Origin of the sequence: Paenarthrobacter sp. NyZ202 (assembly GCF_049860755.1) — a bacterium.
Lineage (GTDB): Bacteria > Actinomycetota > Actinomycetes > Actinomycetales > Micrococcaceae > Arthrobacter.
In genome coordinates this window covers 1,687,017-1,710,763 of sequence record NZ_CP187556.1, presented here as the reverse complement: position 1 = coordinate 1,710,763, position 23,747 = coordinate 1,687,017, and the positions used below count along the sequence as shown (strand labels likewise).

Genomic DNA, 23,747 nt, shown 5'->3' with positions numbered 1-23,747 from the left:
TGCTTGTGTCCGACCAAGTACCCGGCAACCTCTTGTCCCGGTTGGGATCTGTCCCCGGAGGGAGCGGCTGACGCGGGTGGGAGAGAACTCCGCTTGCAAACTGAAAATCAATTCTACAGAAATAACCCGCCCAGTGCACATTGCACGCGGCGGGACCATCCATGCTGAATAACGACTTCCAGTCGGTCTGTGTCAAGCTTACCAGTATGAGCACTGAAGACAGCAATTCCCGCAACTCCTACAGCGATGACGCTCCCGCCGGTTCCGGAGTTTCCCAGCAGATCCGCGACATCGCAGAAGTCCCCGCCGTAGAGGTCATCACCACCGGCGCCGTGCACCTCATGAGCGCTGCGGCAGTGAAGGTGGGACTTGCCGACGACCCCAACGCGGACGATCTGAAGGATCTCGACGAAGCCCGCAAGCTCATCACCGCCCTGGCTGGACTGGTCACGGCTGCCGCTCCGGAAATCGGCTCGCAGCACGCCGGTCCCTTGCGGGACGGGCTGCGGTCCCTCCAGTTGGCCTTCCGCGAAGCTTCCCTGATTCCGGACGCTCCCGGGAAGGGCCCGGGCGAAAAGTTCACCGGGCCGGTCAACTGACCTCCCCCACGAGCCTGCAATAGCCAAACGGCGGGCCGAACCCACAAGGTTCGGCCCGCCGTCGTGGTTTATCGCCACGTTGTGGCCACCAGCCGGCTGAAGCTCCAACGGTGCGGCCATACCGCCGCCCGGGGATGCCGCGATCAGACCCGGGCGGACCGACGCCGCAGCGACATCAGGACCAGTCCCGCACAGCAGAGCACAACCCCGGCCGAGCCCACGGCAGCGAAACCGCCCCAAGGACCCACGGAGTCGATGAAGACACCGGCCAGGGGCGAACCCAAGGCCACTCCGGCAGTCAGTGCGGAGCCATACCAGCCCATGGCCTCGCCACGGCGTTCCTCATCCACGAGGTCCGCGACCTTCTCCGATGACGCCGACAGGACCGGAGCGCACAATAAACCGGGGAGGATGGACAGCAGTGCGAGCGACCAGGTGTCCTGGGCAAAACCCATGGGAATGGTCAGGGCGGCCATGCCGAGGAGGAGCAGCATGGGCGAAACCTGCCGCTTCATGCCGCCATAGATCAAACCGCCCACCACCGATGCCGCGCACCAGAAGAAGAACACAATGCCGATCTGGTTCTCGTGGCCGCCGCGTTCAAGCAGCCCCACAATGCTCACATCCGAGCCGCTCAGCACCATGCCCGCACCGGCAGCCACGGCGAACAGCGCAGCTACGGAGACCGTGAACCACGTGAAGTTCCGTGCGACCCTGTGGCGCAGGGCCGCCGTCCGCGAGGCCGCGGGAGCCATCTCCGACGCCGCCTCCTGCACGTGGCCAGGCGCCGAGGCCACCATCGCGGCTTCAGCTGCGGCGAGGTCGTCCGCGGCACGTTGCGCGGACTCCTCCGGCGTGCAGGCGTCCTCGCTCCTGGTCGGCGGGTTGAACCACATCAGGAACAAGCCGGCCACCGACACGGAGATTCCCACAGCGGTCAGGCCGAGCGCCGAAAAGCCGCTGGTGGCCACCACCGCGCCAATCGCCGGGCCAATCATGAAGACGAGTTCGGTGGCGATGGAATCGAGTGCGTACGCGGACCGGCGCTGCTCGCCATCCACCATGACGCCAAGCGACTGCCGGACGACGCTGAAAATGGGCAAGGTGAACAGCCCGCCCACAAAGACCAGGGGCAGCAGCCAGGAATATGACACATGCGGAACGATGGACCAGATGACCGTCTCCGACACGACGGAAGGTATCAACGCCTTCCTGAGGCCCACCGTATCGACCCGCCGGCCACGCCACGGGGCACCAACGGCAATGCCGATGGTCATGACCGCGGCGGCGGCGCCGGCGGCGGCGTAGCCTTCTCCCAGCGTCATGACGATATGCAGCGTCAGCAGGACACCGGCCGCCGAGTGCGGAATCCGCGCCACCATGCCCACGAGCAGCAAACGCCTCACCGGACGGATGGCCAGCATCTCTTTGTAGAGAGCGAAGTTCACAGCTTCTTTCCTCTTGTTCCCCCGGGGCAGCCCCGGGATGAACGGGTGCTGCCGTTAGTGCAGCCCGGGCTCCTGCGCCGCACGCTGCAGTTTTACTTCGATGGAGTCCACGCCCTCAGCGAAGGCCTCCATGTTTGCCCAGGCCTCGTTGAGGCCGGACACGAGCTGCTGGACGGCACCGGCGTCCAGCCCGTCTTCGAGGTAGAGCACCACCTGGAGTTCCGGACCCGCACCACCACCGGACACCACCTGTCCATCCGCGGTCCGTGCAGCCACGCCGGCGCCCGGACGCGTTTCCACCCGTCGCACCGCCGGGAAGGCCGTGGCTGCCGAAGCGAGAGCAGACTCCAGTTGATCATCAAGGTATGACGGCGTCCAGTCCCGCTGCTTGGCAAGGGCCCACATCGCCGGGCGCCTTACAACAAACGTGAAGTCCGAGCCCGGATCCAGCACCAGAAGCTGGGCCCCCTCCGAAACCGCTGACAGTGCGGCGCGGGCTGCATAAACAGCCACGGGACGCGCCTCAGCATGCCAGGCCTCCAGGGCGGCAGCGGAGGTAAACACCGGCATCGCCGTGCGGCCATCGGGCGCCTTCAGTGTGACCAATGCCATATCAGCCTGCTTGTCTGCATGCAGCCCGTCGACGCCTTCGGCTTCCTGGGCAAGCTGGGCTACCACCGGAACAAAGACCCTGGCGGTGGCCAGCGAAGCAACTACCCCCGCTTCACCGCCGGTACCGTCCAGCAGGGCGCCAACTGCGGCGAGGTAAGCCGGATCGGCTGTGCCGTCGTCGTCCTCGAAATTGTGGATCCTGGCGTCCTCGCCCTGCAGGCTGCGACCGGCCCACGGCTGGCCTGCAGAGTCCGTGGCTCCCCCGGCGCCTGCCAAGGCAGCGGCGATGTGTCCAGGCAGCTCCCGCCGGCCCTGGCCTTGGTGCTGTTCGTGCGGCATCAGCGTCGGCCGGCTACATCCAGGGCTTCCGGCAGCGTGAACGCACCGGCGTAAAGGGCTTTGCCCACAATCGCGCCCTCGACACCCAGGGGCACCAGTTCACGGAGGACCCGCAGGTCCTCCAGGCTGGAAATTCCACCGGACGCCACCACGGGCTTGCCGGTCCGTTCCACCATCCGGCGCAACAGGTCCACGTTGGGGCCCTGCAGCGTACCGTCCTTGGTCACATCCGTCACCACATAGCGTGCACATCCGGCGTCCTCCAGGCGCGCCAGCACCTCCCAGAGGTCGCCGCCCTCCTTGGTCCAGCCGCGGCCCGCAAGGGTGGTTCCCCGGACATCCAGCCCGACGGCGATCTTGTCACCAAAGCGCTCAATGGCGCGCCGGGTCCACTCCGGGTTCTCCAGTGCCGCGGTACCGAGGTTGACGCGCTCAACGCCCAGCTCCAGGGCGCGTTCCAACGACTCGTCATCACGCAGGCCGCCGGACAACTCCACCTTGACGTTGAGCCGGGACACGACCTCGCTGATCAGCCCGGCGTTGTTTCCACGGCCGAACGCAGCATCGAGATCCACCATATGGACCCACTCGGCACCGGCGTTCTGCCAGTTAAGCGCTGCGTCAAGCGGCGTGCCGTAGCTGGTTTCCGATCCGGCCTCGCCCTGGAGGAGCCGGACTGCCTGGCCATCGACGATATCGACGGCGGGCAGGAGTTCCAAGACGTTTTGCTGCGACGTGGTCATGTGTGTCCTAGGAGTCGTTGGGACGCCGGGCCGGTTACTTGCCTGGCAGGGTGAGGAGATAGGCAGCCAGCAGCGACATGGCCGCCAGCACATAGAAGGAGAGGGATACCCACAACGGCTTCTTCTGCTGGTGGAAGGAAATTCCGCCGCCCACCAAAAGGCCTGCAAGACCCATCAAAACAATGGACCACATGTCAGGCAGCGCCGCCCGCGGGAACCGTGGCGGCATCGGAGCCGGGCCTGCGCAGACTGTCGACCCAGTTCCGCAGCAGGCGCGCCCCGGCATCGCCGGATTTTTCCGGGTGGAACTGAGTTGCGCAGAGCGGGCCGTTTTCCACCGCAGCGATAAAACGTGCACCGTGCTCGGACCACGTCACCTGGGGCGGAGTCATCCGCGGCTGGACGACGTCGAAGTTCCAGTCCTGGACGCCGTAGGAGTGGACGAAGTAGAAGCGTTCATTCTCCACGCCGGCAAAGAGCTTGGAGCCTTCCGGGACATCCACGGTGTTCCACCCCATGTGCGGCACCACGGGCGCGGGCAACAACTCGACCTTGCCAGGCCACTCTGCCATGCCTTCCGATTCGGTGCCGTGTTCCACACCGGCTTCGAAGAGCACCTGCAGGCCCACGCAGATCGCCAGGACAGGACGTCCACCAGCCACCCTGCGGCCGATCATCCGGATCCCGTCTACTGCCTTGAGTTCCCGCATGACCGTCTCAAAGGCGCCCACGCCGGGAACCAGGAGTCCGTCCGCGTTCAACACATCTTCAGGCTTGGCGCTGAGGATGACCTCGGCGCCTGCCCGTTCCAGGGCGCGTACGGCTGACCTGACATTGCCGGAACCGTAGTCCAGCACCGTCACGGTCGGCTTGCCTTCCGGCGACGCCGGCCTCACGGCGGCGGAAGCGTCCGTTACCGCCCCGTCCTTCAGGATCTGGCCGCTCACAATGCCCCCTTGGTGGATGGAATGCCTTCGACGCGCGGATCGGACTCGACAGCCGCCCGGAGCGCCCTGGCGAAGGCCTTGAACTGTGCCTCCACGATGTGGTGCGGGTCCCGGCCGGCAAGGACGTTCATGTGCAGGCAGATGCCGGCGTGCAGGGTAATGGCTTCAAAAACGTGCCGGGTCAGGGAACCCGTGAAGTGTCCACCGATCAAGTGGTACTCCTGGCCTGCGGGCTCACCTCCGTGAACCAGGTAGGGACGGCCGGACACATCCACCACTGCGTGGGCCAAGGCCTCGTCCAAGGGCACAGTCGCCTCACCGAACCTGCGAATGCCGGCCTTGTTGCCCAGCGCAGTGCGAAGCACTTCACCGAACGTGATCGCGACGTCCTCCACCGTGTGGTGCGCGTCGATATGGGTGTCCCCTGTTGCCTTGACGGTCATGTCGATCAGCGAATGCTTGCACAGAGCCGTGAGCATGTGGTCATAGAAGGGAACCGAGGTGCTGATGTCCGAGACACCCGAACCATCCAGGTTGATTTCGACCAGGACGGAGGACTCACTGGTGGTGCGCTCCATGCGTGCAGTGCGGGCAGCGGACGGCGTAGCGCCGATTTCGCTCATTGGGATGTCCTTCTACAACAAGTTTCGGGTGGGTTCTGGTAACAAGTTTAGTTGGCCGGCGGGCCGGCTCAGGCCAGCAGTGCTTCCAGCGCTTCCAGGAAGGCTGTGGTTTCCTTCTCGGTTCCCGCCGTGACGCGCAGGTGCCCCGGGATGCCGACATCACGAATGAGCACACCGGCATCCAGCAAGCCCTGCCAGATGGCATGCGGGTTTTCCAGGCCGCCGAAGAAGACATAGTTGGAGTCCGACGCGGCCGGCTTCAAGCCCAGGCGAAGGAGTTCCGTGACAATCCGGTCGCGCTGGACTTTGATGTCCTCCACATCAGCCATGAGGGCTTCCCGGTGGTGCAGAGCGGCCAGGGCCGTGGCCTGGGTGACAGCCGACAGGTGGTACGGCAGGCGTACCAGTCGAATGGCATCCGTTACCTCGGGAGCGGCTGCCATGTAGCCGATGCGGGCACCGGCAAGGGCGAAAGCCTTGCTCATGGTCCTGGAGACAATGAGGCGCTCCCGGCCCGGCAGCAGCGTCAGTGCGCTGGGCGTGTTGTCGTGGGCGAACTCGTGATAGGCCTCGTCCACGATCACGATTGCCTGGCTGGCCTCACCGGCCTCGTAAACCGCCTCCACGACATCCAGGCCAAGGCCGGTGCCCGTGGGATTGTTCGGGGAACACAGGAACACGATGTTGGCTTCGGTCTCGAGCACCTGGCGGGCCGCAGAAGCGGCATCCAGCCCATAGTTCTCTCCCCGGATACCGCTGATGTACTCGGTGTCCGTGCCGCTGGCCAGGAGGGGGTACATGGAATAGGTGGGCGGGAAGCTCAGTGCTTTGCGTCCCGGGCCGCCGAAAGCCTGCAGGATCTGCTGAAGGACCTCATTGGATCCGTTGGCCGCCCAGATGTTGTCAGCAGACAGGCCGTGCCCGAGGTACTCCGCCAAGGCTACCCGAAGCTCGGTGAACTCACGGTCCGGGTATCGGTTGAGGCTGGTCGCAGCCGCGGCGACGGCCTCGGTGATGGCTGCCTGCACGTCGGCCGGGACGCCATGGGTGTTCTCGTTGACGTTGAGCAGGACGGGGACGTCAAGCTGCGGTGCGCCGTAGGGGCTCAGTCCACGCAGGTTGGTCCGGAGGGGAAGGCGGTCAAGTCGCTCAAGCTGGTCACTCACCACCACAGTTTAAGGGGCCGCGGCGACCCGCCGGTAACTGTGACAGCTGGAAGCACCTCAGCCGGCGGGAACGAAGAGCTGCTGGCCCGGCTGGATGCGTCCGCCCGGGAGGTCGTTGAGCTGGATGATCTCGGCGATGACATCCCGCGGATCGCGGTCCGGGGCGGCGGCCCCGGCAATACCCCAGAGCGATTGGCCGGGCTGGACTGTCACGGAGACAGCCACGGGCGGCTGGAGCTGGGATGGGGAATCCGATGCCTTGGCCGGAGAGGTAATGAAACCGGCCAGGCTCAGGAGGGCTGCTGCCAACAGCATGGCCGGGATTCCGAAGAAGACAATCCTGCCGCGCCGGGTCAGCCGGATACGGGCCGGAACGGGGGTACTGCGGAAATCACTGAACGCGGTGACTGCGGACATGAGCTGAGCCCTTCTAAGCGATTGCCTGGGCCGGATACCGGACAGGCTGCCAATTCTTGTGTCCCCCCGGCCCGAACCAATGTTCGAACGCAGCGTCCGGACATTCCATGCGAGCCAAGGATTTATAGAACACATATTCGAACCTTGCTATGACATTTTTAGCACTTATCAACGAACGATGTCGAGACTCGCTAGAACAAATGTTTGATAAACGCATGCGCCTGACCTACGTTTGACTGAAGGAACAAGCACTGTTCCAGTGGAACAGGAGGGTCTGACATTTTTCGGACCCCCATCCCCGGGCACCTCCTTGTGGAGGCCGGGCGGAGCGGAAGGGCAATGGCGTACATGGCATCCAAGGCCAACGGCGGCGGGGCACCCCTGCGGAGCCAACAGCCCCAGAAAAGTCCCAAAAGCCTGACCGTCCGTCAGAAGAAGATCCTGGAAACCATCCAGCGGTCAGTCAATGACAACGGGTACCCGCCCAGCATGCGTGAGATCGGCGACACTGTCGGCCTGGCAAGCCTGTCCAGCGTCACGCACCAACTGTCCCAGCTGGAGAAACTCGGGTACCTTCGCCGGGACCCCAAGCGTCCAAGGGCAATGGAAGTCCTGATGCCCCTGACGCTTGACAGTGGCGCCGCGATCCCGGGCGTGGAAGCACCCGCAACCCTCCGCACCACCGGCGGGCTGGCCGTCACGGAACTCGCCAGCGCGAGCGACACCGCCATGGTTCCGTTGGTGGGCCGGATTGCTGCCGGCGGTCCGATCCTCGCTGACCAGACCGTAGAGGACGTCCTCGCACTTCCCCGGCAGCTGGTAGGCCACGGCGAGCTGTTCATGCTCAAGGTCGCCGGCGACTCCATGATCGATGCCGCGATCTGCGACGGTGACTGGGTGGTGGTGCGGCGCCAGAACGACGCCGTCAACGGAGACATCGTGGCGGCGCTGCTGGACGACGAAGCTACCGTGAAGACCTTCAGGCAACGCGACGGCCACACATGGCTGCTGCCGCAAAACACCCAGTACGAACCCATCCTTGGAGACCAGGCCACCATCATGGGCAAGGTCGTTTCAGTTCTCCGCTCGCTCTAGCTTCGGCGCTGCGCCCGCGGCGGCTTCAAGGCTGTTCCCGCTCCGGGAGCGTCAGCCCGTGGAGGCACTAAGCCTGCGCAGAACACCCTGGACCACCTTGCTGTCCGTCGTCGCCCAGAACGGCGGGAGGGCAGCACGCAGGAACGCCCCATAGCGTTCCGTGGAAAGCCGCGGGTCCAGGACCGCGACAACCCCCTTGTCCCCTGTGGAACGGATCAGCCGACCGGCGCCCTGCGCCAAACGAACCGCGGCATGCGTGGCCGAGACGGCCATGAAGCCATTGCCGCCGGACTGTGCCACAGCCCGCGACCTTGCCGTCATCAGAGGATCGTCCGGACGGGGGAAAGGTATCCGGTCAATGACCACGAGCCGGCACGAGCCGCCGGGCACGTCTACCCCTTGCCACAGGGACATGGTCCCAAAAAGGCAGGTATCCGGTTCGTCGGCGAACTGCTTCACCAGCGCGGCCATGGTGGATTCACCCTGGCAGAGAATGGTGTCATCGAGTCGCAGGCGCATGGCGTCAGCTGCTTCCTCTGCCGCCCGCCGTGAAGAGAACAGGCACAGTGCTCCGCCGCCGGATGCCCGGATCAGGTCTTCCAGCTCATCGAGCGCTTCCGGGGAGGTTCCGCGCCCGGGCTTGGGCAGGTGCTGCGCAACGTAGAGCACACCCTGCTTTGGATAGTCGAAAGGCGATCCAACATCCAGGCCTGTCCAGCTTGGCGCCCCGTCGCCCACAAGTCCCAGTCCCCCGGCCGCCGGCTCAAATGCGGATCCGATGGCCAAGGTGGCGGAGGTGAGCACCACGGTGTGGCCTGCGAAAAGCCCTTCCCTGAGCCTTCCTGCCACGCTGAGGGGAGCGATGTTTATCAGGGCGGGGGCGGTTTCATCCGGCTGGGAGTAACCCTGCTGCGGATCGAATGTACTGTTCCTGGAGAACCAGACGACTTCGCGGTTTTCCTTCGCAGCGAGCAGCCGCTCTGACAGTTCCAGGATGAGAAGAAGCCGTGACCGCGCGAGCTGCCTGCCGCCGTCGACCGCGTTCTGGCCCGACGAATCCGGCTTGGAGTCCGAGAGCGCGGCACGCGCAGCATCACGCAACTGGTCGATGCAGTCCAGTTGTTCATCGTTCAGGCCGTTCGGCAGCAAGCCGTTGGGAACTCCTGCAATTGCCAGGTCCAGCCTATCGGCCGCGGCGTTGAGGGCATCCACGGTAATCGCCGTGTGCTTCCGGGCACTGGATGCTGCGGCGTGCACCATGGCCACCGACAATTGGCCCGACACAGCACCGGTCACGCGGTCCTGGAGCTCATGGGCTTCATCCACCACCACGACGTCGTACTCGGGAAGGACAGCAAGCCCTTCAAAAGCGCTGACAGCAAGCATCGCATGGTTGGTTACCACGACGTCGGCTTCTGCAGCCCTGGCCCTGGCCTGTTCGCTGAAGCATTCTTCTGCCAGGGGGCATTTCTGCGCTCCCAGGCACTCCATGGACGTGACGGACACCTGCCTCCAGGCCCGGTCCGTGACGCCCGGCATCAATTCGTCCCTGTCACCGGTGGACGTGGTCTCCGCCCACTCCCTCAGGCGCACCACTTCCTTGCCCAACTGCGACGACGGCCCACCCACAGACGCCGCGAAGTGCGGGACACTGGTGTCCTCGCCCAGCGAAAAGAGCTGGCCTTCGGACGGTTCCTCGCTGGGAAAACCACCCTCGAGTTTCTGGAGGCAGACGTAGTTGGCCCTGCCCTTGACCAGCGCCACGTTCACGGGACGGTCCAGGGCAGGGCCAATGGTCTCCAGGAGCCGGGGAAGATCCCGGCCAACAATCTGTGTCTGCAGGGCCAGGGTGGCGGTGGACACGAGCGTGGGTTTGTTGCTGTCCATGGAATGCGCGATCAACGGAATCAGGTACGCCAGTGACTTACCCGTACCCGTCCCCGCCTGCACCAACAGATGTTCCCCGGACTCGATGGCACGGGTCACGTGCTTGGCCATTTCATGCTGCCCGGTACGGCTTTGGCCGCCCATCCCGGCAACAGCCTTTTCCAGCAACCCGAGGGTGAACTTCTCCCCCGGCGACTCGACGACGTCCGCCGCCACCTTTTCAACCATTGGTGACGAATGACTCCAGTTCAGCGGCCAGCCCTTCACGGACCATGGCCACCACGCGCGTGCCGTCTTCCTGGTGCTCAAGGCTCAGGATTTCCGCGTCCGAAGAGTGGAGCTTGCTGATCAGCTCGCCGCGGTTGTAGGGAATGAGCACGTCCAGCCGGACACCGGGCCGCGGGATGGCCTGGCTGATCGTTTCCAGCAGTTCCGCGATGCCCTGCCCTGTGCGGGTGGACACCACGGCATGACGGGGCTCTTTCTGCTTCAGACGCTCCACGACGAAGGGATCGGCGACATCCACCTTGTTCAGGACGATGATCTCCGGCACCTTGCGGGCGTCGACTTCCGTGAACACCGCCCGGACAGCAGCGATCTGCCCTTCCGGGTCCGGATGGGAAGCGTCCACCACATGGAGGATCAGGTCAGCATCGGCAACTTCCTCCAGCGTGGAGCGGAATGCCTCCACCAACTGGGTAGGCAGCGACCGGACGAAGCCCACAGTATCGGCCAGCGTGTAGCCGATCCCGTCGGGCGTCTGCGCCCTGCGGACCGTGGGGTCAAGGGTAGCGAACAGGGCGTTCTCCACCAGGACTCCCGCGTCAGTCAGCCGGTTCAGCAGGGACGACTTACCGGCATTGGTGTAGCCGGCAATCGCAACGGACGGAATGGCATGACGACGGCGGTTGGCCCGCTTGGTCTCGCGCGCCGGCTTCATCGCGGCGATCTCCCGACGCAACTTGGCCATCCGCGTACGGATGCGGCGGCGGTCGAGTTCGATCTTGGTTTCACCCGGACCACGTGAACCCATGCCGGCGCCGGCGCCGCCCACCTGGCCACCGGCCTGCCTAGACATCGACTCACCCCAGCCGCGAAGCCGCGGAAGCAGGTATTCCAGCTGTGCCAGTTCCACTTGGGCCTTGCCCTCGCGGCTCTTGGCATGCTGGGCGAAGATATCAAGGATCAGGGTGGTTCGGTCCACGACCTTGACTTTGACGATGTCTTCAAGGCCACGGCGCTGGGACGGGGACAACTCAGTGTCCACCACCACGGTGTCAGCGCCGGTGGCGGCAACAATGTCCTTGAGCTCCTGCGCCTTGCCGGAACCAAGGAACGTACCGGGATCCGGCTTCATGCGCCGCTGGACAAGCCCGTCCAGGACCTCGGACCCGGCCGTCTCCGCCAGGGCCGCGAGCTCACGGAGCGAGTTCTCCGCATCGGCCAGCGTTCCTTCGGTCCAGAGACCGGCGAGGACCACCCGTTCCAGGCGGAGTTGGCGGTATTCGACTTCGGTGACGTCTTCGAGTTCCGTGGAAAGGCCGGCAACACGGCGCAGTGCGCGACGTTCGGCCAGGTCTTCCTGCTCTCCGTCGTAGACGCTGTGCTCTTCATCAAGGGTGGAGATGGCCTGGGCCTTGCCGAACACGCCTTTGTCCTGGTTGTCCCCGGATGCCTGCGCGGGGACATCCTTGGAAAGAATCCGGTCGATGACGGCCTGGATCTGTTCAGGACTCATGTCCTGGGCGTCGGAATCGGATCCGGAATGGTTCTGGGTGGTCATGGTCTCCTTAGACTGTTCGGCTATTCCAGAATAATGCTGATTGCGTGCGCGTGGGGCAGTATTCGCGCTGGGCTGACGGGATTGGGCCAAAAGGGCCTCCTGTGATCTGAACAGGCAGCCGGGTTTCCCCGTGCGTGCTGTAACAAGCGGGTGCTTTTCATCAAGCGGGAGTCCGCTGCGGAGGACCATCCCGGCGCCGGGAAAATGCCAACTCATGGCAGCCTGCCGACGCGGCGACCGTTTCCTGAACGTAGCGGTATTCGGGCGATGGCAAAGTGCGAAAGAGGTGATCTTTTACTGAGACCGCGGCACCGTGTCCTTGATGGAAAGCGGTGGGCGGATGAGCCGGATGGATCCTGCCTGGCGGAATCGCCGGTGGCTGATGCTGTTCAACGCAGATGCGGTTGAAGCCAGATCAGCCACGGCGTGCGTCGCGGGCGGTGCCGGTGGGACGGCCGGTTACTCAAAGATCAAGAACATGCATCCAACACTATCATCCGGTGTCAAATTGGCCTTCTGTGCTTGCAGTTTCCCAAGCGGCCCCACGGGCAACTACGCTGGCAAATTATGGAGTCTGCACACTATTTCAGCGCCCAACCGGCCGGTCCCTTTATCCGGAAGCCGCTCACGGTGGAACTGGCCGGAGCGACCCGCCACGTGCACACTTCATCCGGGATCTTCAGCCCCGACGGGATCGACAAAGGAACTGCAATACTGCTCGCAGAGGTTCCCCCGCCCTCCCCGCAGGGCAACCTGCTGGACATTGGGTGCGGGTGGGGCCCGATTGCCCTCACCATGGGGCTGATGGCGCCCTCTGCGCAGGTCCATGCCGTGGACGTCAACGAGAGATGCATCGTTCTGACCAACGAGAATGCGCAGTCGCTGGGCCTGCCGAATGTCAAGGCAAGCCTGCCGCATGAGGTGGATCCCGCCGTCGAGTTCGACACTATCTGGTCCAATCCGCCCATCCGCATCGGGAAAGCCGAACTCCACACCTTGCTGCTCACCTGGCTCCCCCGCCTGGCGCCAGGCGGCAGTGCATGGCTGGTGGTTCAGAAGAACCTTGGCTCAGACTCGCTGCAACGGTGGTTGGCCACGGAACTGGACAACACCTTCAGCGTCAGCCGGGAAAGCACGTCCAAGTCGTTCAGGATCCTCCGGGTCAGGAAAGCGTCCCGGTAGCAACGATCACAGCGGGGCCACTCAGTTCGACGTGTTCCCTGCCGTCTTCACCCGGGAAGAACTTGACTCCCACCACTCCCCCCGGAACGTTCACGTTCCAGGCGTTGGGTGCGGTGCTGCCCGCCCAATGCCGGATGGCGACGGCCGCAGCGCATGCACCTGTTCCACAGGACTGCGTCTCGCCCACGCCACGTTCGTGGACCCGCATGGTGATGGTTCCCACGCCATCGTGGACCAGTGGTTCTGCGGGGACAACGAACTCCACATTGGTCCCGTTGACGGGCTTGGGATCCACCACCGGCGCCTTGTACAGCTGGGTGGAGGTCAACTCGGCCATTTCCGCCAGCGCCACCACCGTGTGCGGATTACCCATGCTCACCGACAGTCCTGGCCTGGCAACCTCAAGTCCCTCGGCGCTGACCAAGGCATCCATGGCTTTGCTGGTGGCTTCGGCAGGGAAGATGAACTCCCAAGGGCCCATGTCCACGGCATAACCGTGGTCGGTCCGTACAATCTTCTTGATGCCTCCGCGGGTTCCTATGGTGAGGACCTGGCCGGATGCCAGTTCCACCAGGCCCTCCTCAATCAGGAAATGAACGAAGACCCGGACGCCGTTGCCGCACATCTCCGACAGTGACCCGTCCCCGTTGCGGTAGTCCATGAACCACTCGGCGGCAGGATCCTGTGCCAAGAGTTCCCTGCCCTCCGGCAGGAACCTGGACGGAACGGCACGGATGAGCCCGTCGCCACCAATTCCCCGGTGCCTGTCGCACAACTGAGCGACTTGTTCCGGGGTGATCGTGTGGTTGTCAGCGGGATCTGCGATCAGGACGAAATCGTTGCCGGTTCCATGCCCCTTGGAGAATCGCAGGCCGGAGAGGTTGGCTGCGGGCTGGGAAGCAGTTGCAACCGTGGGCTGCTGGGCGGAAACTGCGGCAGATTGATCCATGAACCTAGGCTACCTGCACGGTGTGTACGGCCAGAAATCAGCCGTTCCCTGCCACTGCTGCAGCCTGGATGGCGAGGTCCGGCAGGTTCCAGTCCAACCAGGTGATCCGCGGATCCGCACGGAACCACGTCAGCTGCCGTTTGGCGAACTGCCTCGTAGCCACGATCGTTTCCTCTGCTGCCTGGTCAACGCCGGATGTGCCGTCCAGGACTTTCAGGAACTGCGAATACCCCAACGCGCGCGACGCCGTCTTGCCCTTGCGGAGTCCCGCCCGGTCCAGTCGCTCGACTTCTGCCTGCAATCCGGCATCCACCATGCGATGCACGCGGGTGGCCAACCGGCTGCGAAGCTCGTCCCGTTCCACGGACAGCCCAATCTGGACCGCCGGCTGGAAGTACTCCCGCTGGGGCATGAACGAACTGAACGGCCGGCCGGTGAGTTCGTGGACTTCCAACGCGCGGATGACACGCCGGGCGTCGGTGAGACGTGCAGCAGACACCGGGTCAACGCCCGCCAGCCGGGCCTGGAGGAACGCAAGGCCGTGGATGGTGAGCTGGTCCTCCAATTGCTTCCTCAGCACCGGGTCCGTTCCCGGAAATTCCAGCACGTCAAGGGCAGCCCGGATGTAGAGCCCTGAGCCGCCCACCAAAATCGCCCGTTTTCCCCTCGAATGGATGTCCCGGATGGCCGCGCGGCACTGATCCTGAAAGGCAGCCACGCTGGCTTCCTCCGTGACATCCATGATGTCCAGAAGGTGGTGCGGCACGCCTTCCCGCTCGGCCTCGGTGATCTTGGCCGTGCCGATGTCCATGCCGCGGTAGAACTGAAGCGCATCACCGTTGATGACCTCCCCGCCAAGAGCACGTGCAAGCTGGACTCCCAGGTCTGACTTGCCTGAACCCGTGGGCCCAACAATGGCGATTACGGGCGGATGGAGCGGCCGTGGGGTCGGTGGAGCCATGGAGTGTCCCCGCCGCCGCTCAGGCGCGGCGGGCAGGCAGCGACGGCATCCCGAGGGATACGCCCGTCTTCCCGGCACCGGCACCTGGGGCGGGCACCCCACACGTCTCCGCCTGGGCACGGTCCCACGCGTCTCCGGCGCGGGACCTCCGCAGGTGATACTCCGCCGGGCCTGCAGGGTCGGCAATGAGGTGGAAAGCTGCGGCTTCAGTGATGGTCACCGTCACGAAATCACCTGGACGGGGTGTCGCGGCTCCTTCCGGCACCGAAAAATGCACCAGGCGCTGGTCCTTGGACCGGCCCGACAGCCTGTGGGTCTCCCCCGCTTTCCGGCCGGACTGGGCGGTCACCAGAATCTCCACCTCCTGGCCGAGTTGCCTGGCGTTCTCCTCAGCAGCGATGCGGTCCTGAAGGGCCGTCAAGCGTTCGAAACGCTCCTGCACCACGGCCTTGGGCAGCTGGTCCGGAAGGTCGGCTGCCGGGGTTCCGGGACGCTTTGAATACTGGAAGGTAAACGCCGAGGAGAACCGTGATTTCCCGACGACGTCCAGGGTCGCCTGGAAGTCTTCTTCGGTCTCTCCCGGGAACCCGACGATGATGTCGGTGGTAATGGCAGCGTTGGGGATGCGCTCCCGCACTTTGTCCAGGATGCCGAGGAACCGGCTGGACCGGTACGAGCGGCGCATGTCCTTGAGGACCTTGTCCGAGCCGGACTGCAGCGGCATGTGCAGTTGCGGCATCACGTTGCGCGTTTCCGCCATGGCGTCGATGACGTCGTCCGTGAAGGCAGCAGGGTGGGGGCTGGTGAAGCGAACGCGTTCCAGGCCTTGGATGTCGCCGCAGGCGCGGAGCAGTTTGGAGAATGCCTGGCGGTCGCCGAACTCCACCCCGTAGGAGTTGACGTTCTGGCCCAGGAGCGTGACTTCCACAGCGCCGTCGTCAACGAGGGCCTGGATTTCGGCCAGGATCTCGCCCGGTCGCCTGTCCTTCTCCTTGCCGCGGAGCGAGGGGACGATGCAGAACGTGCAGGTGTTGTTGCATCCTACCGAGATCGAAACCCAACCCGAGTAGACGGAGTCTCGCTTGGTGGGGAGTGTTGAAGGAAAGACATCCAGCGACTCCAGGATTTCCAGCTGGGCCTCGTTGTTGTGCCTCGCGCGGTTAAGCAGCGCCGGGAGGGCACCAACATTGTGCGTGCCAAACACTGCATCGACCCAGGGCGCCTTGCGGACGATCGTGTCCCGGTCCTTCTGTGCCAGGCAACCGCCTACCGCAATCTGCATGCCCGGGTTGGCAGCCTTCACCTGCCTCAGCTGGCCCAGGTTGCCGTAAAGCTTGTTGTCGGCGTTTTCACGGACGGCGCAGGTATTGAAGACAACGACGTCAGCCAGCTCACCTTCAGCAGGGATGTAACCGGCTTCTTCCAGCAATCCGGCCATGCGCTCGGAATCGTGGACGTTCATCTGGCAACCGAACGTCCGGACCTGATAGGTACGCGGCCCGGATGAAGGCTGAACGGGTTCTGCTGCTGAAGGGGAAGGAATGGTCAAACTCACTACTCAAGGGTACCGGCTTCCGCCAGCACCTCTCCTACGATCCTGAACGCCATGGAGGGCGCGTATCCCTTGCGGGCCAGCATGGATGCCAACCTGCGCGTTTGCTTGTCCCGTTCTGCCCGGTCAGACAGATCCAGCCCCGGCCGCAGCTTGCGCTCCACCAGGTCCCTGGCGGCCGCTTCCTCGTCCTGGTCGGACACCTGGGCCAATGCGTCTTCTGCGTCCTCCGGCTCAATGCCTTTGTCTGCAAGCTCACGACGGAGTGCCCCCTTGGCCAACTTCCTGGTCTGGGAGCGGCTTCGGACCCACATCCGGGCAAACTCTGCATCATCAATCAGCTGGACTTCTTCGAAGCGGTCAAGGACTGCTTCCGCCACGTGCTCCGGGACATGACGTTCAGCCAGCTTCCGGGACAGCTGCAGCCGGCTGCGCGGCGCCATCGTCAACTGTCTCAGGACGATGGCGCGCGCGATGGACTCCGGGTCGGGCTCAGGATCACCGGCAACGGAGGAGTCCGGGTCCGGCCCACGCCTAGCCGTCAACGGCCTTCAGCTTGGGTGAATCTTCCTCAGGCTTGACGCCGACACCGAGCTTCTCCTTGATGAGGCGCTCAAGTTCCTGGGCGAGCTCCGGGTTATCCCGCAGGAAGCGACGGGAGTTCTCCATGCCCTGGCCCAGTTGATCGCCATCATAGGTGAACCAGGAACCGGACTTCTTGATGATGCCGTGCTCCACACCCATGTCAATGATGCCGCCCTCGCGGGAGATGCCCTGCCCGTAGATGATGTCGAACTCGGCCAGCTTGAAGGGAGGGGCCATCTTGTTCTTGACGATCTTGGCCTTGGTCCGGTTGCCGACAGAGTCAGCACCTTCCTTCAGCGTTTGGATACGCCGGACATCGATACGCACTGACGCGTAGAACTTCAAGGCCTTGCCACCGGTAGTTGTTTCCGGTGAACCGAAGAAGACACCGATCTTCTCGCGTAGCTGGTTGATGAAGATGGCCGTGGTCTTGGTTTGGCTCAGCCGGCCGGTGATCTTTCGCAGGGCCTGGCTCATGAGTCGTGCCTGGAGACCGACGTGGGAGTCGCCCATTTCGCCTTCGATTTCGGCGCGTGGAACCAGGGCTGCCACGGAGTCGATGACGATGATATCCAGGGAGCCGGAGCCGACCAGCATGTCCATGATCTCCAGCGCCTGTTCACCCGTATCCGGCTGGGACACCAGGAGCGCGTCCGTGTCCACCCCGAGCTTGGCGGCGTAGTCCGGGTCAAGCGCGTGTTCGGCGTCGATGAAGGCTGCGATGCCTCCATTTCGCTGTGCGTTAGCCACCGCGTGCAGGGCAACCGTGGTCTTACCAGAGGATTCAGGGCCGTAGATTTCCACGACGCGGCCGCGGGGAAGTCCGCCGATGCCCAAGGCGACATCCAAGGCGATGGATCCTGTGGGGATGACCTCGATCGGTGCGCGGGTGTCATCACCCAGCCGCATGATGGAGCCTTTACCGAACTGCTTGTCGATCTGGGCCAGCGCTGCCTCGAGCGCCTTCTCACGATCCGGGGTTGCCGCCATGGTTCACACCTCTGATGCTTTCTCGCTGTGGAGTGGCCTGAACGGCCGCTTTCCTGTCACCTCAGACGCTATTACTGCGCCCTGACATTTTTAGGTGCCGGTGTTGGCTATGTGGATAACAGCGGCCGCCGGATGCCTTGGAATGCGTCGTCCAGGATCATTTTTCCTCTGTGAGGAGCATATCCCCATCCGAACAGATATTCGAACAACGTCACGGCGTGTCACGGAACCGCCGCGTCACGGAACCGCCGTGCCGGCAATCCACGATCCCTTTGCCGGAACCAATGCCGATGGGCCGGCCTTCGCTAGCTGGCGGAGGGCTTGATGTCCCTCCCGAGCCGACGCTCCGGAGGAACGTCCTGGACATCGCAAAGTGCCAGCCAAACATCCCTGGGATCGAAACCGGCGGCGAGGGCATCCACCGCGGTCCGGCCGCCAACGCCCGCCAGCACCAGGGACGATGCAAGGACACGGGAGTAGCCGGCACCGAATTCATCGTCCATCAAACGCCAAAAGTCACTTGCCCTCACGGATAGAGTCTCTCATGCCCTGCGGACTCTAGAATGGTTGCCATGAGCAATCCCCACCAGAGCACGCAGGCGCCCGGCGTGCCGGGCGACGACGTTGATGACGCCCTCCAGCAGGTGGAACACCAGCTGAGCCTGCTCTGGCGCCGCGCGCGCTCGATCTCCCACCAGCTGTCCCGGCAGGTACACCCGGACATGGAACCGGCCGCCTATGGACTGCTGACCATCATCCGCAGGGAAGGTCCCATCCGCCTGACCGACCTTGCCTCTTGTATCGGTGTTGGCAAGCCTTCCGTCAGCCGCCAGATCGCTTTCCTCGAGAGCATCGGACTGGTCTACAAGGAGGCAGACCCTCAGGACGGGAGGGCACAATCGATCCGCCTGACGGAAAAGGGCGAGGAAAAGATGCATCAGGTCCAGGACGCACGCCGACAGGTTTTCAGGGAACGGCTGGGCGAGTGGCCGCTGGAAGACGTCCAGGCCCTGGCTGAGTACATGGGGCGCCTGAACGCCGTCTATGGTGACGGCCTGATGAAGGACGCACCCTTCAAGGACAACGAGGCTGCCAATCCCGGGGACACTGCAGCCTGACCCGGGATACACCTGGAAGACCATCTGCCCAGCCCCGCCACGCCCCGGGTGGGTCAGCCCCGACACCACACACAAAAAGGTCCCTGACCTTGCGGCCAGGGACCTTTTCCATTGGTCTGGTGCGTGGACTCCTAGCGGGCTCCGGAGAGCATGCCCTGCGGGAAGTCATCGGTGAGGTCAAGATCACGACCGTAGCGCTGCGAGAACTCCTGCGGCACGGTGTCCGGAACAGCAACACCTTCAGCAACTGCAACGCGGTCGCTGACCTCGCGCAGCATGCTGGACAGCGGAACGTCCAAGGCGGTGCAGATTGAGGAAAGAAGCTCGGAGGAAGCTTCCTTCTGGCCGCGTTCAACCTCACTCAAGTATCCGAGCGAGACACGGGCGCTGTGCGATACCTCGCGAAGCGTGCGGCCCTGACGCTGGCGGACATCGCGCAGTACATCACCGATTTCGTGGCGTAGTACGACCATTTTGCGCTCCTTCTGTTCGCTCTGTGCCTGATCAGCCAAGCCCACATCCTTCCAGCGGACCACGCCGTTTACGGATACGGGCTGCTTTACCATCTGTATCGCCTTGCTCCCTCATTAGTTCCGGTCCGCTGGCTGGCGGGACCGGGTCGGTTTCTACATCCTAGGCGCCCCGGCCTTTCCGAAGCGACACAATGACACAACTATTGGCAATGAGTTTTTGTTCCCGGTTGCTTTACGCACGGTAACCAAGGCCCTCCAACGTATCGAGCAGCCGCGCCAGTGCGCTGCTGCAGGCTTGTTCCCTGATACTTTGCCTGTCCCCCGAAAATGCGTATTCAAACGCTTCCGCTCCTTCCGGTGCAGCCACTCCGATGAAGACCGTGCCCACCTTCTTGCCGTCGTGGGGTTCGGGTCCTGCCACGCCGGTCGTGGAAATTCCTATGTCAGCCCCGCAGGCCCGCCGGGCGCCCTCCGCCATGGCTGCCGCCACTCCCCCGTCCACGGAACCAACGGCATCGAGCAGCGTGCGGGACACTCCAAGGACATCGGCCTTGACGGAGTTCTGGTAGGCCACCACTCCGCCCTGCAGCATCCCGGATGCCCCTGGCGTGCCGGCCAGGGCCGCCGCGACCATGCCGGCTGTCAGCGACTCGGCCGTGGCAACCGTCAGGTGCTTTCCCAGGGCCAAGGCGACGGCCGCCGTCGCTGTTTGGGCAGCAGGCGGTTCCGCTCCCGGGAGGCCGCTCATGCGCGGCGTCCGGCAGCCCGGAGCTTGAGCGCCTGGACCACGTACTCCACTCCGGTCCACAACGTGATCGCCAACGCCAGCATCATGACGCAGAAGGCAACGATAACCAGCCATGGAGCCATGGCTTCCAAAGGCATGATGTAAAGGAAGATGGCAACGGTCTGGACCACGGTCTTCAGCTTCCCGCCGCGGGACGCCGGCATGACGCCGTAACGGATCACGAAGAAGCGCAGGGCGGTAATGCCCCACTCACGGGCAAGGATGAGGATGGTGACCCACCACGGGAGCTCGCCCAGGAAGGACAGCAGGACGAGTGCCGAGCCAATAAGCAGCTTGTCGGCGATGGGATCGGCGATCTTCCCGAAATTGGTGATGAGGCCACGCGCCCGGGCGATGTCGCCGTCGAGCTTGTCCGTGTAGATCGCCACCGCGAAGGCAACCACTGCCGCCCAGCGCCAGAGACCGTCCTGGCCGTTGTCGGCCAGCAGGAACCATACGAAAAACGGAACAAGGACGATGCGGAGCATCGTGAGGATGTTCGGCAGGTTCCAGACGTCGGAGCTGCTGGAAGTGGCGTTGTCACCCTCGGCTGTAGTCACTCCTCTAGGCTACCGTCTGACGGTGTCCCTCCTGAAAGTCACCTGCCGGTGAGCGACCAGGCATCCTCACCGTCGTCATCGTCCTTGCGTCCGTCAGCGTCGTCGTAGTAGTCGGTGGCCTGGGTCCGGTTGTCGAGGTCTGCGGCGACGACGTCCTCGGCATAACCGCCGACGCCGATGTTCGAGTTTGCGTTATCGCTGAGCGCCGCGGTGTGGGCATCCGGCGCGGCCGGCGCTTCCTGTCCCTTCATGGCGGCCAGGACCGCGGCAAGATCATCCGGCTTCACCAGGACGTCGCGGGCCTTGGAACCCTCGGAGGGTCCCACCACCCCGCGGGACTCCAGCAGGTCCATCAGGCGGCCTGCCTTCGCAAAACCGACGCGGAGCTTGCGCTGCAGCATGGAGGTTGAGCCGAACTGCGTAGTGACCACCAGCTCAGTGGCCTGGAGCAGGACCTCGAGGTCGTCACCAATGTCGTCGTCGATCTGCTTCTTGGGCGCGTCCGCAGCGACGTCGTCGCGGTAGACCGCCTGCAGCTGGCCTTTGACGTGCTCCACGACCTTATGGATTTCCGACTCGGAAACCCAGGCGCCCTGGACGCGCATGGCCTTGGAAGCGCCCATCGGCAGGAAGAGGGCGTCACCCTGGCCGATAAGCTTCTCGGCTCCCGGCTGGTCCAGCACAACCCGTGAGTCCGTGACGGACGAGGTGGCGAAGGCCATGCGGGAGGGCACGTTGGCCTTGATCAGGCCCGTCACGACGTCCACGGACGGACGCTGGGTTGCCAGCACCAGGTGGATGCCGGCGGCGCGGGCCAGCTGCGTGATGCGGACGATGGAATCTTCGACGTCGCGTGGGGCCACCATCATGAGATCGGCGAGTTCGTCCACGATCACCAGGAGATATGGATAGGGCTTGATGACCCGCTTGGAGTCGACCGGTGGCGTGACCTTGCCGGCCCGGACGGCCTTGTTGAAGTCGTCAATGTGCTTGTAGCCGTAGTTGGCGAGGTCGTCGTAGCGGGCATCCATCTCCCGAACCACCCATTGGAGCGCCTCGGCGGCTTTCTTGGGGTTGGTGATGATGGGAGTGATGAGGTGCGGAACGCCCTCGTACGCCGTGAGTTCAACCCGCTTGGGGTCCACCATGACCATGCGGACTTCGTCAGGCGTGGCCCGCATCAGCAGGGAGGTGATCATCGAGTTCACGAAACTCGACTTACCGGCGCCCGTGGCACCTGCCACCAGGAGGTGGGGCATCTTGGCGAGGTTGGCCACCACGTAGCCGCCCTCGACGTCCTTGCCCACGCCCATGACCATCGGATGGTCCGTACGGCGGGCGTTCTGGCTCCGGAGGACGTCGCCCAGCGAGACGGTTTCGCGGTCCGTGTTGGGGATCTCGATGCCGATCGCAGACTTGCCCGGGATGGGGCTCAGGATGCGGACATCGCTTGAAGCGACGGCGTAGGAGATGTTCTTGGACAGTGCCGTGACACGTTCGACCTTGGTGCCGGGCGACAACTCGATCTCGTAGCGCGTGACCGTAGGACCTCGGCTGAAGCCCGTCACGGTGGCGTCGACGTTGAACTGCGTCAAGGTGTCCGTCAGCGCGGCCACGACGGCGTCGTTGGCCTCGGTGCGCTCCTTGGGAATGGACCCGGGTGTCAGGAAGTCGGAGGCGGGCAGGGTGTACGTGACATCGCCGGCCAACGACAGCTGTTCTGTCCGCTGCGGGATCGGGGTGGGCGGAGGCGGCGGCGTGGCAGGCCGGGCAGGCACCTGGGCTGCCGGCTGGGCCACAGTATCCGGCGTGAGCACCGGAATCGCTTCCGTGGGATTGTCCAGGCCGGGAGCGGCTGCAAGGCCCTGGGCGGCCTTGATCTTCCCGACGGCGATCTCGGCCTGCGTAGGCCGGCGCACGCCGGGCGGGACGCGGGGCGCGGACGCGGCAGAGGACTCGTCGTCGTCCACCAAGGCATGCTCAAAGGCTTCGTCGCCAACATAGCCTTCCAGCCCTGCTTCGGTCTCCCCGTCCTTGCCGAAGAGCCGCATGCGCTTCTTTTTGCGGGACTTGGCCGCCGGTTCATCCCCGTACAGATAGCTGCGGTCATGGGCGTCGGCACGGGCTTCCTCGAGATCCACTCCCATGAGGTGGTCGTAGGCGGCGCGGATGCGGGACGGGATGGCACCGAACGGGGTCGCCGTCACGATCAGCAGGGACACGAAAGCCAAAAGGCTGTACAGCAGAACCGGAACGGCCGCGTGGATGGCTGCAAGGGGCGAGGCGGCCAGGAAACCGAGCATGCCACCTGCGCGGCGCAAGCCATCGAAGCCTTCAGACACCGTGGGCTGTCCACCAATGATGTGAGCCAGTCCCGATCCGGCGAGGGTCATGATCATGAAGCCAATGCCAACGCGGTTGTTGCCGCGCCCATCCTGCGGCTTTCGGAAGAGGCGGAAGGCGCAGACAAAGAGCATGAGCGGCAGCAGCAGCGTCATCCAGCCGAAGGTGCCGTTGACCACGCTGTAGACGATGTCGGGAAGCCATCCGGTCAGGCCCCACCAGGCGAAGGTGGCAATGGCGATGCCCAGCACAAGGTTGAAGAGGGCGGCGCCGTCCCTGCGGTCCGCTGGGTCGAGGTCGCTGACATCATGGCCGATCCGGCGGACGCCGGCTCCGACGACGTGGCCCACGCCCTGCCAGGCACCGGACACCATGCGCAACGGCAGCGGAGCCTGGACATCGGCTGTTTGCCTGGCGCGCGGTGAGCTGCCCCTGCCGCCCTTTGCTGCCGACGCACTTTTGGATGCAGCGGTGCCCCGGCCCGAGGTGCCGGATTTACTGCTTGAGCTGCCTCGTGGCGTGGATGAAGTACGGGTCGCCATATCTGCCACGCTACCCCAAGGGGGCCTGAAACCAGCGGATTTCAGG

At 64.3% G+C, this 23,747-nt stretch carries 24 protein-coding genes; 4 read left to right on the top strand and 20 right to left on the bottom strand.

Annotated elements, in window-relative coordinates; all coding sequences use genetic code 11:
• The first annotated feature begins 206 nt into the window (after window positions 1–206).
• Complete coding sequence (locus ACPFL9_RS07950; protein ID WP_426006877.1) at window positions 207–599, top strand: DUF1844 domain-containing protein; 393 nt, start codon at window positions 207–209, stop codon at window positions 597–599.
• Between the two features lie 143 nt (window positions 600–742).
• On the opposite strand, the gene ACPFL9_RS07945 is transcribed toward ACPFL9_RS07950, so the two are convergent.
• From ACPFL9_RS07945 to ACPFL9_RS07910, 8 genes are all read right to left on the bottom strand, one after another.
• Window positions 743–2,047, bottom strand: coding sequence for an MFS transporter (locus ACPFL9_RS07945; RefSeq protein ID WP_426006876.1), 1,305 nt, complete (start codon window positions 2,045–2,047; stop codon window positions 743–745).
• Between the two features lie 54 nt (window positions 2,048–2,101).
• Complete coding sequence (locus ACPFL9_RS07940) at window positions 2,102–2,998, bottom strand: SseB family protein (RefSeq protein ID WP_426006874.1); 897 nt, start codon at window positions 2,996–2,998, stop codon at window positions 2,102–2,104.
• A complete protein-coding gene (gene priA / locus ACPFL9_RS07935) occupies window positions 2,998–3,741 on the bottom strand; it encodes a bifunctional 1-(5-phosphoribosyl)-5-((5-phosphoribosylamino)methylideneamino)imidazole-4-carboxamide isomerase/phosphoribosylanthranilate isomerase PriA (RefSeq protein ID WP_426006873.1) in 744 nt (247 codons plus the stop codon). Before priA ends, ACPFL9_RS07940 begins: the two co-directional genes overlap by 1 nt.
• A gap of 34 nt (window positions 3,742–3,775) precedes the next feature.
• Window positions 3,776–3,916, bottom strand: coding sequence for a hypothetical protein (locus ACPFL9_RS07930; RefSeq protein WP_426007642.1), 141 nt, complete (start codon window positions 3,914–3,916; stop codon window positions 3,776–3,778).
• Between the two features lie 19 nt (window positions 3,917–3,935).
• Window positions 3,936–4,688 (bottom strand): imidazole glycerol phosphate synthase subunit HisH, encoded by a 753-nt coding sequence (hisH, locus tag ACPFL9_RS07925; protein ID WP_426006872.1) that lies wholly within the window; start codon window positions 4,686–4,688, stop codon window positions 3,936–3,938.
• The gene (gene hisB / locus ACPFL9_RS07920; protein WP_426006870.1) at window positions 4,685–5,311 is read right to left on the bottom strand and encodes an imidazoleglycerol-phosphate dehydratase HisB; all 627 of its coding nucleotides are present in this window, start codon (window positions 5,309–5,311) and stop codon (window positions 4,685–4,687) included. The genes hisH and hisB overlap by 4 nt, the downstream gene beginning before the upstream one ends.
• A 68-nt stretch (window positions 5,312–5,379) precedes the next feature.
• Window positions 5,380–6,477 carry a histidinol-phosphate transaminase gene (locus ACPFL9_RS07915; protein WP_426006869.1) on the bottom strand — a complete coding sequence of 366 codons (1,098 nt, stop codon included), beginning with the start codon at window positions 6,475–6,477 and terminating at the stop codon, window positions 5,380–5,382.
• Window positions 6,478–6,534: 57 nt separating this feature from the next.
• Window positions 6,535–6,894, bottom strand: coding sequence for a LysM peptidoglycan-binding domain-containing protein (locus ACPFL9_RS07910; RefSeq protein WP_426006868.1), 360 nt, complete (start codon window positions 6,892–6,894; stop codon window positions 6,535–6,537).
• A gap of 348 nt (window positions 6,895–7,242) precedes the next feature.
• Between ACPFL9_RS07910 and lexA the strand changes: the two genes are divergently transcribed.
• Window positions 7,243–7,989, top strand: a complete 747-nt coding sequence (gene lexA, locus ACPFL9_RS07905) for a transcriptional repressor LexA (RefSeq protein WP_426007512.1) — start codon at window positions 7,243–7,245, stop codon at window positions 7,987–7,989.
• A gap of 51 nt (window positions 7,990–8,040) precedes the next feature.
• Here lexA and ACPFL9_RS07900 read toward each other — a convergent pair whose 3' ends face one another.
• Entirely contained in the window at window positions 8,041–10,104 is a 2,064-nt protein-coding gene (locus ACPFL9_RS07900; RefSeq protein ID WP_426006866.1) for an ATP-dependent DNA helicase, read from the bottom strand.
• Window positions 10,097–11,659, bottom strand: coding sequence for a GTPase HflX (hflX, locus tag ACPFL9_RS07895; protein WP_426006864.1), 1,563 nt, complete (start codon window positions 11,657–11,659; stop codon window positions 10,097–10,099). Before hflX ends, ACPFL9_RS07900 begins: the two co-directional genes overlap by 8 nt.
• A 567-nt stretch (window positions 11,660–12,226) precedes the next feature.
• On the opposite strand from hflX, the gene ACPFL9_RS07890 reads away from it, so the two are divergent.
• Complete coding sequence (locus tag ACPFL9_RS07890) at window positions 12,227–12,841, top strand: class I SAM-dependent methyltransferase (RefSeq protein ID WP_426006862.1); 615 nt, start codon at window positions 12,227–12,229, stop codon at window positions 12,839–12,841.
• On the opposite strand, the gene dapF is transcribed toward ACPFL9_RS07890, so the two are convergent.
• The 6 genes from dapF to ACPFL9_RS07860 form a co-directional block, all read right to left on the bottom strand.
• Window positions 12,822–13,790 carry a diaminopimelate epimerase gene (dapF, locus tag ACPFL9_RS07885; RefSeq protein WP_426006860.1) on the bottom strand — a complete coding sequence of 323 codons (969 nt, stop codon included), beginning with the start codon at window positions 13,788–13,790 and terminating at the stop codon, window positions 12,822–12,824. The genes ACPFL9_RS07890 and dapF overlap by 20 nt on opposite strands.
• A 37-nt stretch (window positions 13,791–13,827) precedes the next feature.
• Window positions 13,828–14,751, bottom strand: a complete 924-nt coding sequence (gene miaA, locus ACPFL9_RS07880; protein ID WP_426006858.1) for a tRNA (adenosine(37)-N6)-dimethylallyltransferase MiaA — start codon at window positions 14,749–14,751, stop codon at window positions 13,828–13,830.
• Window positions 14,752–14,770: 19 nt separating this feature from the next.
• Window positions 14,771–16,306, bottom strand: a complete 1,536-nt coding sequence (miaB, locus tag ACPFL9_RS07875; protein ID WP_426006856.1) for a tRNA (N6-isopentenyl adenosine(37)-C2)-methylthiotransferase MiaB — start codon at window positions 16,304–16,306, stop codon at window positions 14,771–14,773.
• Entirely contained in the window at window positions 16,306–16,848 is a 543-nt protein-coding gene (locus ACPFL9_RS07870; RefSeq protein WP_426006854.1) for a regulatory protein RecX, read from the bottom strand. Before ACPFL9_RS07870 ends, miaB begins: the two co-directional genes overlap by 1 nt.
• Complete coding sequence (gene recA / locus ACPFL9_RS07865) at window positions 16,838–17,878, bottom strand: recombinase RecA (protein WP_426006852.1); 1,041 nt, start codon at window positions 17,876–17,878, stop codon at window positions 16,838–16,840. The genes ACPFL9_RS07870 and recA overlap by 11 nt, the downstream gene beginning before the upstream one ends.
• Window positions 17,879–18,183: 305 nt before the next feature.
• Window positions 18,184–18,408 carry a DUF3046 domain-containing protein gene (locus tag ACPFL9_RS07860; RefSeq protein ID WP_426006850.1) on the bottom strand — a complete coding sequence of 75 codons (225 nt, stop codon included), beginning with the start codon at window positions 18,406–18,408 and terminating at the stop codon, window positions 18,184–18,186.
• Between the two features lie 42 nt (window positions 18,409–18,450).
• On the opposite strand from ACPFL9_RS07860, the gene ACPFL9_RS07855 reads away from it, so the two are divergent.
• Complete coding sequence (locus tag ACPFL9_RS07855) at window positions 18,451–18,996, top strand: MarR family winged helix-turn-helix transcriptional regulator (protein WP_426006849.1); 546 nt, start codon at window positions 18,451–18,453, stop codon at window positions 18,994–18,996.
• Between the two features lie 131 nt (window positions 18,997–19,127).
• Here the strand turns inward: ACPFL9_RS07855 and ACPFL9_RS07850 are convergent, their stop codons facing one another.
• The 4 genes from ACPFL9_RS07850 to ACPFL9_RS07835 form a co-directional block, all read right to left on the bottom strand.
• The gene (locus tag ACPFL9_RS07850) at window positions 19,128–19,562 is read right to left on the bottom strand and encodes a helix-turn-helix domain-containing protein (protein ID WP_223936578.1); all 435 of its coding nucleotides are present in this window, start codon (window positions 19,560–19,562) and stop codon (window positions 19,128–19,130) included.
• A gap of 139 nt (window positions 19,563–19,701) precedes the next feature.
• The gene (locus tag ACPFL9_RS07845; protein WP_426006848.1) at window positions 19,702–20,217 is read right to left on the bottom strand and encodes a CinA family protein; all 516 of its coding nucleotides are present in this window, start codon (window positions 20,215–20,217) and stop codon (window positions 19,702–19,704) included.
• The gene (gene pgsA / locus ACPFL9_RS07840; RefSeq protein WP_426006846.1) at window positions 20,214–20,816 is read right to left on the bottom strand and encodes a CDP-diacylglycerol--glycerol-3-phosphate 3-phosphatidyltransferase; all 603 of its coding nucleotides are present in this window, start codon (window positions 20,814–20,816) and stop codon (window positions 20,214–20,216) included. Before pgsA ends, ACPFL9_RS07845 begins: the two co-directional genes overlap by 4 nt.
• A 38-nt stretch (window positions 20,817–20,854) precedes the next feature.
• On the bottom strand, window positions 20,855–23,701 hold the full coding sequence (locus tag ACPFL9_RS07835) for a DNA translocase FtsK (RefSeq protein ID WP_426006844.1): 2,847 nt from the start codon (window positions 23,699–23,701) through the stop codon (window positions 20,855–20,857).
• Window positions 23,702–23,747 lie beyond the last annotated feature (46 nt).